Source organism: Bacteroides sp. AF34-31BH (assembly GCF_003602795.1).
Classification (GTDB): domain Bacteria; phylum Bacteroidota; class Bacteroidia; order Bacteroidales; family Bacteroidaceae; genus Bacteroides; species Bacteroides uniformis.
In genome coordinates, this window is the sequence record NZ_QTLV01000001.1 from 513,997 (window position 1) to 528,307 (window position 14,311).

11 protein-coding genes are annotated in these 14,311 nt (G+C 49.0%); 1 reads left to right on the forward strand and 10 read right to left on the reverse strand.

What is annotated here, in order from left to right:
• Nucleotides 1-21: 21 nt before the first annotated feature.
• From DWZ67_RS02300 to DWZ67_RS02325, 6 genes are all read right to left on the reverse strand, one after another.
• Nucleotides 22-861, reverse strand: a complete 840-nt coding sequence (locus DWZ67_RS02300) for an SDR family oxidoreductase (RefSeq protein WP_005827139.1) — start codon at nt 859-861, stop codon at nt 22-24.
• A gap of 36 nt (nt 862-897) precedes the next feature.
• Entirely contained in the window at nt 898-2,121 is a 1,224-nt protein-coding gene (locus tag DWZ67_RS02305) for an NADH:flavin oxidoreductase (protein ID WP_008664036.1), read from the reverse strand.
• 72 nt (nt 2,122-2,193) lie between these two features.
• The gene (locus DWZ67_RS02310; protein ID WP_120138078.1) at nt 2,194-2,964 is read right to left on the reverse strand and encodes a DUF1295 domain-containing protein; all 771 of its coding nucleotides are present in this window, start codon (nt 2,962-2,964) and stop codon (nt 2,194-2,196) included.
• Nucleotides 2,965-3,210: 246 nt separating this feature from the next.
• Nucleotides 3,211-4,554: a citrate/2-methylcitrate synthase gene (locus tag DWZ67_RS02315; protein WP_009037962.1), complete on the reverse strand. Its 1,344-nt coding sequence runs from the start codon at nt 4,552-4,554 to the stop codon at nt 3,211-3,213.
• Nucleotides 4,555-4,566: 12 nt separating this feature from the next.
• Nucleotides 4,567-5,727, reverse strand: coding sequence for an NADP-dependent isocitrate dehydrogenase (gene icd / locus DWZ67_RS02320; RefSeq protein WP_120138079.1), 1,161 nt, complete (start codon nt 5,725-5,727; stop codon nt 4,567-4,569).
• 3 nt (nt 5,728-5,730) lie between these two features.
• Nucleotides 5,731-7,974, reverse strand: coding sequence for an aconitate hydratase (locus DWZ67_RS02325; protein WP_057087214.1), 2,244 nt, complete (start codon nt 7,972-7,974; stop codon nt 5,731-5,733).
• A 132-nt stretch (nt 7,975-8,106) separates the two neighbouring features.
• Between DWZ67_RS02325 and DWZ67_RS02330 the strand changes: the two genes are divergently transcribed.
• Nucleotides 8,107-10,002 (forward strand): AAA domain-containing protein, encoded by a 1,896-nt coding sequence (locus tag DWZ67_RS02330; RefSeq protein ID WP_120138143.1) that lies wholly within the window; start codon nt 8,107-8,109, stop codon nt 10,000-10,002.
• Nucleotides 10,003-10,063: 61 nt separating this feature from the next.
• Here DWZ67_RS02330 and ilvC read toward each other — a convergent pair whose 3' ends face one another.
• From ilvC to ilvB, 4 genes are read right to left on the reverse strand one after another with little or no spacing between them, the layout of a single operon-like run.
• The gene (gene ilvC / locus DWZ67_RS02335) at nt 10,064-11,107 is read right to left on the reverse strand and encodes a ketol-acid reductoisomerase (RefSeq protein ID WP_005833131.1); all 1,044 of its coding nucleotides are present in this window, start codon (nt 11,105-11,107) and stop codon (nt 10,064-10,066) included.
• Between the two features lie 50 nt (nt 11,108-11,157).
• Nucleotides 11,158-11,907, reverse strand: a complete 750-nt coding sequence (locus tag DWZ67_RS02340) for an acyl-[acyl-carrier-protein] thioesterase (RefSeq protein ID WP_120138144.1) — start codon at nt 11,905-11,907, stop codon at nt 11,158-11,160.
• A complete protein-coding gene (ilvN, locus tag DWZ67_RS02345; protein WP_005833135.1) occupies nt 11,907-12,467 on the reverse strand; it encodes an acetolactate synthase small subunit in 561 nt (186 codons plus the stop codon). The genes DWZ67_RS02340 and ilvN overlap by 1 nt, the downstream gene beginning before the upstream one ends.
• A gap of 32 nt (nt 12,468-12,499) precedes the next feature.
• A complete protein-coding gene (gene ilvB / locus DWZ67_RS02350; protein ID WP_057087213.1) occupies nt 12,500-14,251 on the reverse strand; it encodes a biosynthetic-type acetolactate synthase large subunit in 1,752 nt (583 codons plus the stop codon).
• Between the last annotated feature and the right edge of the window lie 60 nt (nt 14,252-14,311).

Below are 14,311 nucleotides of genomic sequence, written 5' to 3' on the forward strand. Positions count from 1 at the left end.
CATATGCGCCTTCTCTGTTTTTTACAACCATTTTTTCACTATACTTTCCGTCCTCTCCCACAGTTCTTCCATCTGTACATGCCGGGTGTACTTCTCCGAAAGAGACTTGGGACGGCAACTGGCATTCAATGTCCCCGTACGTTTACCGGCATCCTCATCCAGCAATAAGCCGACAGCCGTTGCAGCTCCCTTACGGGGAGTACGGATAAAAGGCCTGAAAAGTATATCTGTCAGCGGGTCAAACCACATATGCATGGTGATGATATTGGTAGACACAATCCCCGGGTCGGCCGCATTCACAACAATACCTTTGTGTTTGACGCGACTGGCCAAGTCGATGGTGAACAGAGTCAATGCCAGCTTCGTGTTGCTATATATAGGAATGCGCCAAAAGCCACCCTTCCTTCCCCGGAGGAAAAAATCCGGAAAGTCAAGATGACCGATGGCATACGTACAAGATACCATATTCACAATACGGCTCCCCTCTCCCATCAATGGTAGCAGCTTGCGGGTCAGCAGGTAAGGGCCTACATAATTGACACTCACCGTCCGTTCCAGTCCGTCTTCGGTAATGCGGCGTTCCGTTTCCATGGTTCCGGCATTGTTCATCAGCAACGCCAACGGCTCTCCCCGCTTCAACAGATGCTCTGCAAATGCGGCCACTGAAGCCAGAGATGCCAAATCAATGGGAGCAGTCTCAATACGCGGATTACCGGTTTCACGCATCAGTAGTTGCCGCTTGGGTTCGGCAGCTTGGGGGTCACGGCATGCCATGATGACCTGATAGCCGGCAGTTGCCACTGCGCGGGTAATTTCCATGCCCATGCCACCGTCTGCCCCGGTTATAACAGCTAAATTCACTTTAATAATTAAAAATTGAAAATTAAAAACTAAAAATCAGCCTTTCGCTTCGATTTTCTCTATCTCCCTTTTCAGACAAGGTGGAAGCTCCTCCTTCAAATGCTGATGGCATGCCATCTCGATGGAATACATCCGGGCAATGCAATAATTACTATGCCGGCAGTTGCAACGTGCATTCTCTTCGGCACGCATGCGGTTGACAAACCCCGGCTCATTGAGCAGAGCGCGTGCCATTTGCACAGCCTCGAAGCCGTCATCCAGCACCTCATCTATCTTGTCCCTGGAAACCAGGCCACCCACATAAACCAACGGTATCTTCAAGGCGGCACGGAATTTCAAGGCATCTTCCAGGAAATAAGCTTCCTTAAACGGTACGCTCGGTATCATCCATTTGCCTACCATGCGTACACCGTATTTCAACCACCAGCAGGTCATGTAATGCGTCATGCTGCGGATAGGCATTTCGCCCCGCATGACATACATCGGCGCCTTACTGACGAACCCACCGCTCAAGACCAGCGCATGTGCTCCCGACTGCTCCAGCCTGCGCGCCACCTGCATCGTCTCGTCCAGCTCCATCCCTCCACGGAAACCGTCGCGCATGTTCATCTTCACCAGCACAGCCATATCACTGCCGGCAGCCTTCATCACTTCTTCCATCACCATATCCATAAACCGCATACGGTTCTGCAACGAGCCCCCGAATTCGTCTTTCCGATGATTGGTGGACGGGGACAAGAACTGGCTGATGAGATAACCATGCCCTGCATGAATCTCTACAGAATCAAATCCGGCCTCCCGTGCCAGATTCACCGAGCGTCCGTATGCACGCGCCATCTCCGGCAGCTCATCGGCACGAAGTCCGCGCACAAAGGTAGGAGAATAAAGATTGAATCCGGAAGATGCGCCGACGGGCATACAACCGCAAATACTTTTATGGGACATGTTGCCACAGTGTCCCAACTGGATGCCTGCCGCAGCCCCTTCCGCATGTATGGCATCAGTCAGCCTACGGAGTCCGGGGATAATCTCGGGACGCATCCACAACTGGCGGTCAAAAGACAGGCCGCTCTGAGTAACTGCCGCATAAGCAACAGTAGTCATACCTATACCTCCCGCCGCTACCGACCGATGATAGTCGAGCAACATGTCCGACGGAGCGTTTCCGGGACACATGCTCTCGAAAGCAGCCGAACGGATGGTACGGTTACGCAAGGTCAACGGTCCGAAAGTGACGGGTGTGAATAACTTGGATTCCATCGTTATGAGTTATGAGTTATGAATTATAAGTTATGAATTATTCATTTTCCATTTTCAACTTTCCATTTTCCATTAATAAAGAAATGGAATGATGCGTTTGCGCTTTCCTACCGCCTCATCGCCAAACTCCTCCCGATAACGGCGGTGAATGGCATCGGCACGGGGAACAAGGTTGGCAAACGTCCACCAGACGAACACCCAGGCGGCGGGAGAAGCTGTGAGTATGGCAAACCCCGTCCATTCCACCAGTTCACCGAAGTAATTGGCAGAAGTGACGTATCGGTAAAGTCCTTTTCCGGGAAGATAATGCTTCGTATCACCCGGCCTGCGCAGATGACGTATCACATAGTCGGAATGCAAATTGATGAACATACCCGCAAAAAACAGAATGACTCCCAACAAGGCATGAGGTTTCAACAAATAGGCCCAGCCATCGGCATACAAGCCTTCGGGAGCGAAATAGAACAAACCGCCCGCCTGCATCATCCCGTTCAAAAGGTTGAAGACGATACCCATCGCCATAATAGCTACCGGCATCCGGCTTTTACCTTTCAGCAGGAACGGAAAAATAAAGGCCCGCTGAAGATAGTGCAACTGAAACAGCAGGAAGAAGAAATATACCGGCACGGCAAATCCCGCTCCACTCTTCCCCCACAACCCAAACATGACGATGAATACCGGCGCTTCCATAAGCACCCACGCCAGTTTATTATTGATGGAGATTCCCCACGAGGCAGTACGGAACATGCCATAACCCGCTTTGACAAAATAGAGCGCAATAAAGACAACCAATGCCACAGCACTCATTACCCACAGAAATATCTGAAAAGTTTCCTGATTCATAGTTCTTTATTTATGCGAAGCAAAGATAAAGAAAACTCACAACAAACAAATCGTTTTCCCCGGATAATTGTTTTTTCATGCAAAAACCAGTGTTTTTTACTGAGAAGATTAAGCAGTAGAGATACGAAAATCTAATCGTTCCATCATGGAGTAAATTTCATTCCACCATGGAGAAAAAATCGTTCCACCATGGTGGAACGATTTTTCCCCCGTGATGGAACGATTTAAAAGATACAAGTCTAATCCTTACCGTTTCTTAATGGGCACATAAGCCACCTCATCCAAAACATTCTTATAGGCAGGACGGATAATACGCTTACCTTCAAAGTTCAATTCTTCATTGCGATGTGCACACCAACCGACAATACGTGCCATGGCAAACAAAGGCGTGAAGATTTCCTGCGGCAGCCCAATCATCTCGTAGACAAAGCCCGAATAGAAATCCACATTACTCGAAACCGTCTTGCCATTATTCTTCACACGGCCAAACACATCAATGGCGCGCTCCTCGAGCAGTTCAAGGAAAGCGAACTCGCGTTCTTTCCCTTTTTCGCGGGCAAGGTCGCGGGCAAGCTCCTTCAGCAGAATGGCGCGCGGGTCGGAAATGGTATAGACGGCATGTCCGATACCATATATCAAGCCGGTCTTGTTATAGGCTTCCTTGTTGAGCATGCGGGTGAAGTAAGTATCAATCTCATCCACATTCGTCCAGTCCTGAATGTTTTCCTGCAGATGGTGGAACATATCGGCAACCTGGATATTGGCACCTCCATGAAGCGGCCCTTTCAAGGAACCGATACCTGCCGCTATCGAAGAGTAAGTATCCGTCCCGGTAGAAGAAGTGACACGTACGGTAAAAGTGGAGTTGTTACCACCACCGTGCTCGGCCTGAAGAACCAGCAGCAAGTCGAGCGTGCGGGCATCCAGCTCCGTGTAGTCCTTCTTCAGCATATAGAGGAAATTCTCGGCAATGGAAAGGTTTTCCTGCGGATGGCGGATATGCAGTGAACGGCCATGGGTGGCATGGCGAAGCATGTTATAGGCATACGCAATGATGGTCGGGAATTTCGAAATAAGCTCAATGCTCTGCCGCATCAGATTATCGCGGGAAGTGTCATCTGCATCAGGGTCAAAACGATACATCTCGAGTACGCTGCGCGCCAGGATGTTCATAATGTTGTTTCCTTCGAGTTCAATGATATTCATCTTGGTCTTCTGCTCCAGCGGCATGTTGTCGTTGATGAGTTCACGGAAAGAAGAGAGTTCTTCCTTGTCGGGCAGGCGACCGGAAAGCAACAAGTAGGCAATTTCCTCAAAACCGAAACGCTTCTCTTTGATGATGGCGTGTGCCAAGTCATCCACATCATAACCGCGGTAGAACAATTTGCCGGGAATAGGCTTCAGCCCTCCACCGGGGATGCGTTCATAGCCGACCACATTGCCTATTTTGGTCAACCCCACCAAGACTCCCGTGCCGTCCTCATTACGCAAACCGCGCTTCACATCAAACTTCCTGAACAGTTCATTCTCAATCCGGGTAGCTTCCTTCAAATCTTCGGAAAGCTTGTAAATCAGATACTCCTTCTTCATAATCGTTTCGTTTTATTCGTTATTCCCATTTTCTATTCTCCTTACAATCTCCCGGGTGAAAGCCGAAGTGGACAGCGAGACGCCACCCGGCATAAAACGGGCCAAGTCGGCAGTAGCACGGGCTTCTGTGAAACTTTGCTCCAAGGCGTTCTCTATAAGAGAGGCTGCTTCCTTCCAACCCAGATATTCAAGCATCATCACAGCGGAAAGGATGATGGAACAGGGATTCACAATGTCTTTCCCGGCAATGTTCGGAGCCGTCCCGTGAGTAGCCTCAAAAATGGCATGCCCCGTTTTATAGTTGATATTCGCACCCGGTGCAATGCCGATGCCGCCTACCATGGCAGCCAGTTGGTCGGACACATAATCGCCGTTCAGATTCAACGTGGCAATCACGGAATATTCTTCGGGGATAAGCAACGTGTTCTGCAAGAATGCATCGGCAATGCAGTCCTTGATGACCAGACGCCCTTCTGCCAGTTCTTTACCAAACTCACGTTCTGCCAGTTCGTACCCCCACTTCTTGAAGCCGCCTTCCGTAAATTTCATGATGTTTCCTTTGTGTACCAACGTCACGGAAGGCAGATGATGCTCAAGGGCGTATCGGCAGGCGGCACGCACCAAGCGCTCTGTTCCTTCTCTTGAAACGGGCTTCACGCCAAACGAGGAGGTTTCGGGAAAACGGACTTTTGTCACCCCCATGTCATCATGGAGAAAACGATAGAACTTTTCAGCCTCCGGAGTTCCGGCTTCCCATTCGATGCCTGCATAAATATCCTCGGTATTCTCACGGAATACGCACATATCCACCTTCTGCGGCTCTTTGAGTGGAGAAACAATGCCCTTATACCAACGTACCGGACGTTGGCAGACATACAAATCGAGCGTCTGACGCAAGGCTACGTTCAAGGAACGGATACCTCCACCGACGGGAGTTGTCAAAGGACCTTTGATGCCCACCTTATAGGTGCGGAAGGCTTCCATGGTTTCGTCCGGCAACCAGGAGCCGGTTTCGTGGAAAGCACGTTCTCCTGCCAGCACTTCTTTCCATTCAATGCCACGCCGGTCACCATAGGATTTCTTGACAGCGGCATTCACGACAGCCTGCATGGATGGGGTCACTTCTGCTCCCACTCCATCGCCGGTAATAAAAGGTACAGTAATTTTTTCCATATTCTATCTTGCATTAAGTGCAGAACCGGCCCGGAACCAGGCTATCTGCTGTTCGTTATACGTATGTTGTACTTCAAAACTTTCTTTACTCCCGTCCTCGTGATGAAGAACCACCTTCAACGTACGTCCCGAAGCAAAATCTTTCAACCCCATGACAGAAATCAGGTCGCGTTCCCGAATCTTGTCATAATCGGCCTTATCCGTAAAGGTCAGCGCCAACATGCCTTGTTTCTTTAAATTCGTCTCATGGATACGGGCAAAGCTTTTCGCCAAAATGGCGCGTACATTCAGGAAGCGTGGTTCCATGGCAGCATGCTCACGGCTGGAACCTTCACCATAATTCTCTTCGGCAACGACAATGGAAGGGATGCCTTCTGATTTATACAGCTTCGCAGTGCCTGACACTGTTCCATAGGTATTGGTGGAGCGGTTCCAAACCTTGTTCGTCTCTCCATTGAAAGCATTGACAGCCCCCATCAGCATATTGTCCGAAATATTCTCCAAATGTCCCCGGAAACGGAGCCATGGCCCCGCCATAGAGATGTGGTCGGTGGTACATTTCCCTTGCACTTTAATCAATAAAGGCATATTCAGCAAGTCCATGCCATCCCAGGCAGGGAAGGGAGTCAGCAGTTGCAAGCGCTGTGAATGAGGATTGACCGTAATTTCCGTCTGTCCTTTGCCTGGAGCAATGTATCCTTCCTTTCCTCCTATAAACCCGTGTGCCGGCAGTTCTTCACCGACCGGTTCGGACAGTTTCACAACCTCTCCTTTGGCATTGACCAGCGTATCCCTCAACGGGTCGAAACAAAGGTCACCGGCAATGGTCAGCGCCATCGTTATCTCCGGGGAAGCGACGTAAGCAAAAGTGTTGGGATTTCCATCGGCACGTTTGGCAAAATTACGGTTAAAAGAGGTGACGATGGAATTTTTTCGTTCAGGGTCATCAGTATGGCGCTTCCACTGGCCAATACAAGGTCCGCAGGCATTCGCCATTATCGTTGCGCCAATATCTTCGAAAGCGGCAATCATGCCGTCGCGTTCAGCAGTGGCACGTATCTGCTCCGAACCGGGGTTGACAATCAGCGAGGAAGCAACCTTCAAATTCTTTTCCTTTACCTGCCGGGCAAGGGAGGCTGCGCGGCTCAAATCCTGATAGGACGAATTGGTACACGACCCTATCAGGCCGACTTCCATCCGGCGGGGATAGTTATTGGTTATCACTACCTCGGCAAATTTCGATATCGGTGTTGCTGCATCCGGCGTAAAGGGCCCGTTGATATACGGTTCCAACAGCGAGAGGTCTATTTCAATGATGCGGTCGTAATATTTTTCCGGATTTGCCAGCACTTCGTCGTCGGCGCGAAGGTCGGCAGCTACGGAAGCAGCCATTTTTGCCACTTCTTCACGTCCGGTAGCCTTCAAATAAGTACCCATGCGCTCATCGTAAGGGAAAAGGGAGGTAGTCGCCCCCACCTCTGCCCCCATATTGCAGATGGTAGCCTTTCCAGTGGCAGACAATGAAGCGGTTCCCGGTCCAAAATATTCAATGATGGCATTGGTTCCCCCTTTTACAGTAAGAATACCCGCCAACTTCAGAATAACATCTTTGGGAGCTACCCAGCCACTCAATTTACCCTTCAAGTGTACGCCTATCAGACGCGGCATTTTCAGTTCCCATTCCATGCCGGTCATCACATCCACCGCATCGGCACCACCCACACCAATGGCCACCATGCCCAAACCTCCGGCATTGGGCGTATGAGAGTCCGTGCCTACCATCATTCCACCCGGAAATGCGTAGTTCTCCAATACCACCTGGTGAATAATGCCTGCTCCCGGCTGCCAAAAACCTATGCCATAGCGGGAAGAAACATCACGGAGAAAATTATAGACCTCCTCGTTGGTCTTCGTAGCAGTCGCAACATCTTCTTTTGCACCTTTATATGCTTGAATCAAATGGTCACAATGCACAGTGGAAGGCACGGCAACCTGCTCACGGCCTGCATTCATAAATTGCAATAAGGCCATTTGAGCCGTTGCATCCTGCATGGCCACACGGTCGGGACGGAAATTCACATAGTCTTCTCCCCGTCTGTAGTTCTTCACTTTATCCCCATCATACAAATGAGCATACAAAATTTTCTCCGCTAAAGTCATCGGACGCCGCAGTACGTTCCGTACGCGTTCTATCTTCTCCGAATAAGCGGCATAAAACGTTTTGAGCATCGTTAAATCATATACCATAACCACTATTTTTTAGTTTTTCATTATTGTAAAGATTACAAATTAATATCATAAACAAATAAAAAGGCTGAATAGTTTAACAAAATAAAGCATTTTTTCCGTCGGAAGCGAAGAATGATTACCTTTGCAACCATGAAGGAACAAGATTCAAATAGTCCTATTATTCACCTCCAGCAGCAACAACTTTTGCTGCGCATGGAATACGAATACGAAAAAGAGGAATTCAAACGCCAAACCGAAAACATGGGAGTTGCCCGGAAAGTGAAACGGGGACTTTGCTGGTATCCTGCCACTCCGGGACGAAGTTACTATAATTCACTGAATCAATTAGTAATAGAAATTACACACACAGAAAATACCGATATAGAACATAATTTTGAGTTCGGCCGTCCCGTATGTTTTTTCCGCCAGTCTGCCGATGGAAAAATAACCTATATGAACTTCACCGCTACCGTAAGCTATGCCGACGAGACACGGATGGTAGCGATAATGCCCGGAGCCGGTGCCGTTATGGAAGTGCAGGAAACGGACAACCTCGGCGTGCAACTTTATTTCGACGAAACATCCTATCGGACCATGTTCGAAGCCTTGGAAGATACGTTACGCTCCAAAGGCAACCGCCTGGCCGAATTGCGGGACATATTGCTGGGAACCTCGAAAGCCGGTTTCCGAGAGCTCTATCCCGTACGGTTTCCCTGGCTGAACTCCACGCAGGAGACAGCTGTAAACAAAGTGCTGTGTGCCCGCGACGTGGCCATTGTACACGGTCCTCCGGGAACCGGAAAAACGACCACCTTAGTGGAAGCCATCTACGAAACCCTGCATCGGGAACCGCAGGTACTGGTATGTGCCCAAAGCAATACTGCCGTCGACTGGATTTCGGAAAAACTTGTGGACCGTGGCGTCAATGTCCTGCGTATCGGCAATCCGACCCGTGTCAACGACAAGATGCTTTCCTTTACCTACGAGCGTCGTTTCGAGAACCATCCGCTTTATCCGGAACTGTGGAGCATCCGGAAAAATCTCCGTGAACTGGGCAGCCGTGCCCGCCGTGGCAGCTATGACGAACGCGAAGGAGTACGCAGCCGTATGAGCCGCCTGCGCGACCGCGCCACCGCATTGGAAATACAAATCAATGCAGAGCTTTTTGATGGGGCACACGTCATAGCCTCCACGCTGGTAAGCAGCAATCACCGGCTGCTGAACGGACGCCGTTTCGGCACCCTTTTCATTGATGAAGCAGCCCAGGCCTTAGAGGCTGCCTGCTGGATAGCTATCCGAAAAGCAGACCGCGTGGTATTGGCGGGTGACCACTGCCAACTTCCGCCCACCATAAAATGCCACGAAGCCGCCCGTGGAGGTCTGGAACGAACATTGATGGAGAAAGTGGTGTCCAACAAACCTGCCGTTGTCTCTTTGCTGAAAGTGCAATACCGCATGCACGAGGAAATCATGAAATTTCCTTCCCAATGGTTTTATAATGGCGAGTTGGAAGCCGCTCCCGAAGTGCGTTACCGGGGCATCCTGGACTGGGATACCCCTATCCACTGGATTGACACCTCCGAAATGGATTTCAAAGAAGAATTTGTGGGAGAGACTTTCGGACGCATTAATAAGGCGGAAGCGGACCTGCTCCTATCAGAACTGAAAATCTACATCAACCGTATCGATGGCAGCCGCATTCTGGAAGAAAAAATAGACTTCGGCATCATCTCCCCTTACAAGGCACAAGTGCAATATCTCCGCAACAAGATAAAGGCAGACGCTTCACTCAAGCCTTATCGCAGCTTGTTCACTGTAAATACGGTGGATGGCTTCCAAGGGCAAGAGCGCGATGTTATCTTCATCAGCCTTGTCCGCGCCAACGAAGAAGGGCAGATAGGATTCCTGAATGATTTAAGGAGAATGAATGTAGCCATCACCCGGGCACGCATGAAGCTGGTAATATTGGGAGAGGCAGAGACGCTGAAACATCACGGTTTTTACCGGAAGCTATTGGAGTTTATTCAAAATATAGGGAATCAATAATAAAGAAATACCCCCTCCGGTAACACCGAAGAGGGTATTTCACCTATTTATATAAAGCTGATTAATTGTTTTCCGGACGAAGTTTACGAACTGTAACAGCTGTCTGCCACATTTCGCTTTCACGCAAGGCTTTCAATTCTGCATTCAGCTTCTCACGATAATCGGGTTTGGAGTTACTGTCGATAGAAATCTGAGCTTCGTTGCCCGACTTCACACTTGCATACAATTTCTGTACAACCGGCTTGATGGCATCATGGAACGGGGTCATCCAATCCAGCGCACCACGCTGTGCCGTAGTAGAACAGTTGGCATACATCCAGTCCATACCGTTCTTGGCAAACAATGGCATCAAAGATTGAGTCAACTCTTCCACTGTTTCATTGAATGCTTCAGAAGGAGTATGGCCGTTTTCGCGCAATACTTCATACTGAGCCAACAGCAATCCCTGGATAGCACCCATCAATGAACCGCGTTCACCGGTCAAGTCGGAAGTGGCTTCGCGGATGAAAGTTGTCTCGAACAAATATCCCGAACCGATACCGATACCCAGTGCAATCGTCTTGTCAAAAGCCTTACCCGTAGCATCCTGATAGACGGCATATGATGAGTTCAAGCCACGCCCTTCGAGGAACATGGTACGAAGTGAAGTACCGGAACCTTTGGGAGCAACCATAATAACATCAATATCTTTAGGAGGAACCACGCCGGTACGGTCGTTCCAGGTAATAGCAAAACCATGAGAGAAGTAAAGAGCCTTTCCGGGAGTCAAATAAGGTTTGATAGTCGGCCATACAGACATTACAGCCGCATCAGACAACAGACACATGACGATAGTACCTTTCTGGCAAGCCTCTTCGATGCCGAACAAGGTCTCACCCGGCACCCATCCGTCAGCCACAGCCTTTTCGTATGTCTTGCCCGGACGTTGTCCTACAATCACATTGAAACCGTTATCACGCAAGTTGCAAGCCTGGCCCGGGCCTTGTACGCCATAACCGATTACTGCAATTGTTTCATCTTTCAAAATCTCACGTGCTTTTTCCAAAGGAAATTCTTCGCGGGTCATTACATTCTCAATAACACCGCCAAAATTCAATTGTGCCATTTTTTGTTTTAATTTTTATTTGTGGCTTACGCCAACGTTGATAAATTTATTTATTTCTCTGTAAATATCACTTTAGAGCGACAGACCACTTCGCTGCCATTCTTTTTCACCTCCACATCGTAAACGCCCTCACCGGCATCATCCATGAACAAAGTCAACTCATCCCCATAATAGCTTTCGGCTACATATGCCATCTCAAAACGACGGATGCGCTTCTCCTTATACATCTCTATCGGGAACAAATCAAGGATATGCTCGATGTAACGGATGCTGTTCACATGCCCGTTAATGTCAATATCACTGTATTTGGCTACCAAAGCAGCAACCGGTTCCTTTGAGGCCACCTTTATCCGCGAAGGTTTTTCTATCGGGCAAGGCTCATCGCAAACATAATCTACAATGCTGCCACTATGAAGAGCCAGCAAATCTGCCGGCTTACGGGTATTCATGCTAATCATCGCCCAAACGGAACGTGCATACCCAATCTTCTTGCCCTCCTTATCGATGATAGTGAAATTACGGTCTGTAAAAAGGCGATAGACATTCTCCACCCAAGTCTGAATGGAGAAATCTTCGTACTGATAAGGCATTTCATCCAGTTCGACAGCCAGACGGGACAATACCCAAGTATAATTGTCCTCGTTTAGAGTCGCGATGCCAAAACCGCGGTCGCTGGCATGGAAACCCGCACAATTCAACAAATGGTTGCCTAATACTCCCATTGTCAGCCGTCCGGTAAAGTCGACATGAAACGGTTCGGCAACAAACTTGTAGGTACCTATCTTATTGTTCTCGCTCATCATGATTCTTGGTGTTTACTTTGACGATATTTTGCTTCACGGTCCGCCAGATATTCATTGACACGCTCAAAGCAGCTGGTCGTAATGGCTACGCGACCCGAACGGACGAACTGAAGTACGCAATCCAACTGGCGCAACTCCTCATAAAGATTGGTTATTTCCTCACTCATGCCATTCTTCTCAACAATGGCAAATACAGCATTCACCTCCACAATACGGGCATTGTACTTACGGATTACTTTGGACACCTCCGGTTTTTCTTCCAGCGTAGGGGTCGTTATTTTATAGAGAGCAATCTCGTGCTGATAGATTTCATCATCCGTAAAATAATGGGCTTGCAGCACATCTATTTTCTTGGTAATCTGCTTGGTCACCTTTTCAATGGTATCCTTGTCCGTCCAAGCGGTAATGGTATATTTATGTACCCCCTTGATGGAGGAGGCCGATACATTTAAACTTTCGATGTTTATCTGCCGACGGGTAAACACAGCCGTCACTTGATTCAGCAAACCGGCAAAGTTTTCCGAATGAACAATGATTGTATATAGTTTTTTATCCATAGATAGAGTAAATTCTTTAATTTCGCATGACTTCAGCATTCCAACAACATCTGATTGACCGAACCGCCCGGAGGTGTCATCGGCATTACATTTCCTTCTTCCTCCACACAAGCTTCGAGCAGGAACGGTCCGTCGGTTGCTATCATCTCGTCAATCGCTTTTGCCAGCTCCTCGCGGGTCATTACCCTGCGTGCAGGAATATCATATGCCGAAGCAATCTTCATATAATCCGGATTCATCATCGGAGTAAACGAATAACGACGATTGAAAAACATCGCCTGCCATTGACGAACATTGCCCAAGAAGTTATTGTTCAACAGAATCATCTTCACCGGAGCCTTTTGTTCCATGATGGTACCCAGTTCCTGCAGGTTCATCTGCAAGCCGCCGTCTCCCATGAATACGCATACCGTGCGGTCCGGACGTCCAAAAGTGGCACCGATAGCTGCCGGAAGGCCGAAGCCCATAGTACCCAGGCCACCGGAAGTAACAATGCTACGTTCCTTGCTGTATTTGAAATAACGGGCGGACATCATCTGATTCTGGCCGACATCAGTCACCAATATCGCCCCGTTATGGGTAGCCTCACTCACAGCACGCACCACCTCACCCATGCTTAGCGCTTTTCCTGCCGGATGTAATTCCGGACGGATTACCTTTTCCTCTTCCACTTCCTCGTATTGCCGGAAACTGTCAATCCATTCCTGATGGTTGGCGGGTTCCAGCAATTGGGTAACGGCAGCCAGTGTCTCTTTGCAATCTCCCAGGACAGCAACATCGGTCTTTACATTCTTATCTATTTCGGCAGGGTCAATATCAAAGTGGATAATCTTCGCCTGCTTGGCATATGTTTCCAATTTACCCGTCACACGGTCATCAAAGCGCATGCCTACGGCGATAAGGACATCACATTTATTGGTATTGATATTGGGCCCCAGGTTACCGTGCATACCAAGCATTCCTTTGTTCAACGGATGGTTCGTAGGTAATGCGGAAAGTCCCAATAAAGTGCATCCGGCAGGCATTCCGGCTTTCTCAATGAAAGCACGAAGCTCTTGCTGGGCTTCTCCCAGCTCCACGCCTTGTCCTACCAGCACCAAAGGCCGTTCCGCACCATTTATTAATTCAGCAGCCTGCCGTATGGCCTCCGGCTCCATTTCGGGAACGGGAAGATAGCTACGGACATAGTCCACCTTAGTAGGCGCATATTCTGTTTTCTCCACTTGGGCGTTTTTAGCAAAATCCAGCACGACCGGTCCCGGACGTCCGCTCTTTGCCACATAGAAAGCACGTGCCACTGCCCAGGCCACATCTTCTGCACGACGAATCTGGTAACTCCATTTCGTGATAGGCTGAGTAATGCCTACCAAGTCCACTTCCTGAAATGCATCCGTACCCAAGAAGTTCGTCCCTACCTGGCCGGCAATGACAACGATAGGCGTACTGTCAATCATGGCATCTGCAATGCCCGTGATAGTATTGGTAGCACCCGGTCCACTGGTAACCAGACAAACGCCAACCTCGCCTGATACACGTGCAAAGCCTTGTGCCGCATGGGTTGCTCCTTGTTCATGACGAACCAAGATGTGGTTCAATTCCTTCCGATGGTCGTATAAGGCATCGAATACCGGCATGATGCTCCCTCCCGGATAACCGAAAATAGTCTTTACTCCCTGATGCTCCAGAGAGCGCATCAATGCTTCTGCGCCTGTTATTAGAGCCTCACCCCGACCCTCTCCTTGGGAGAGGGAGGAAAAGTTACTCTTTTTATTATTATCAGCCATACTTTATCTATTCATTATATTTAAAAGCTCAATAGTAGCTTGAAAAATTTGTTTCATTCT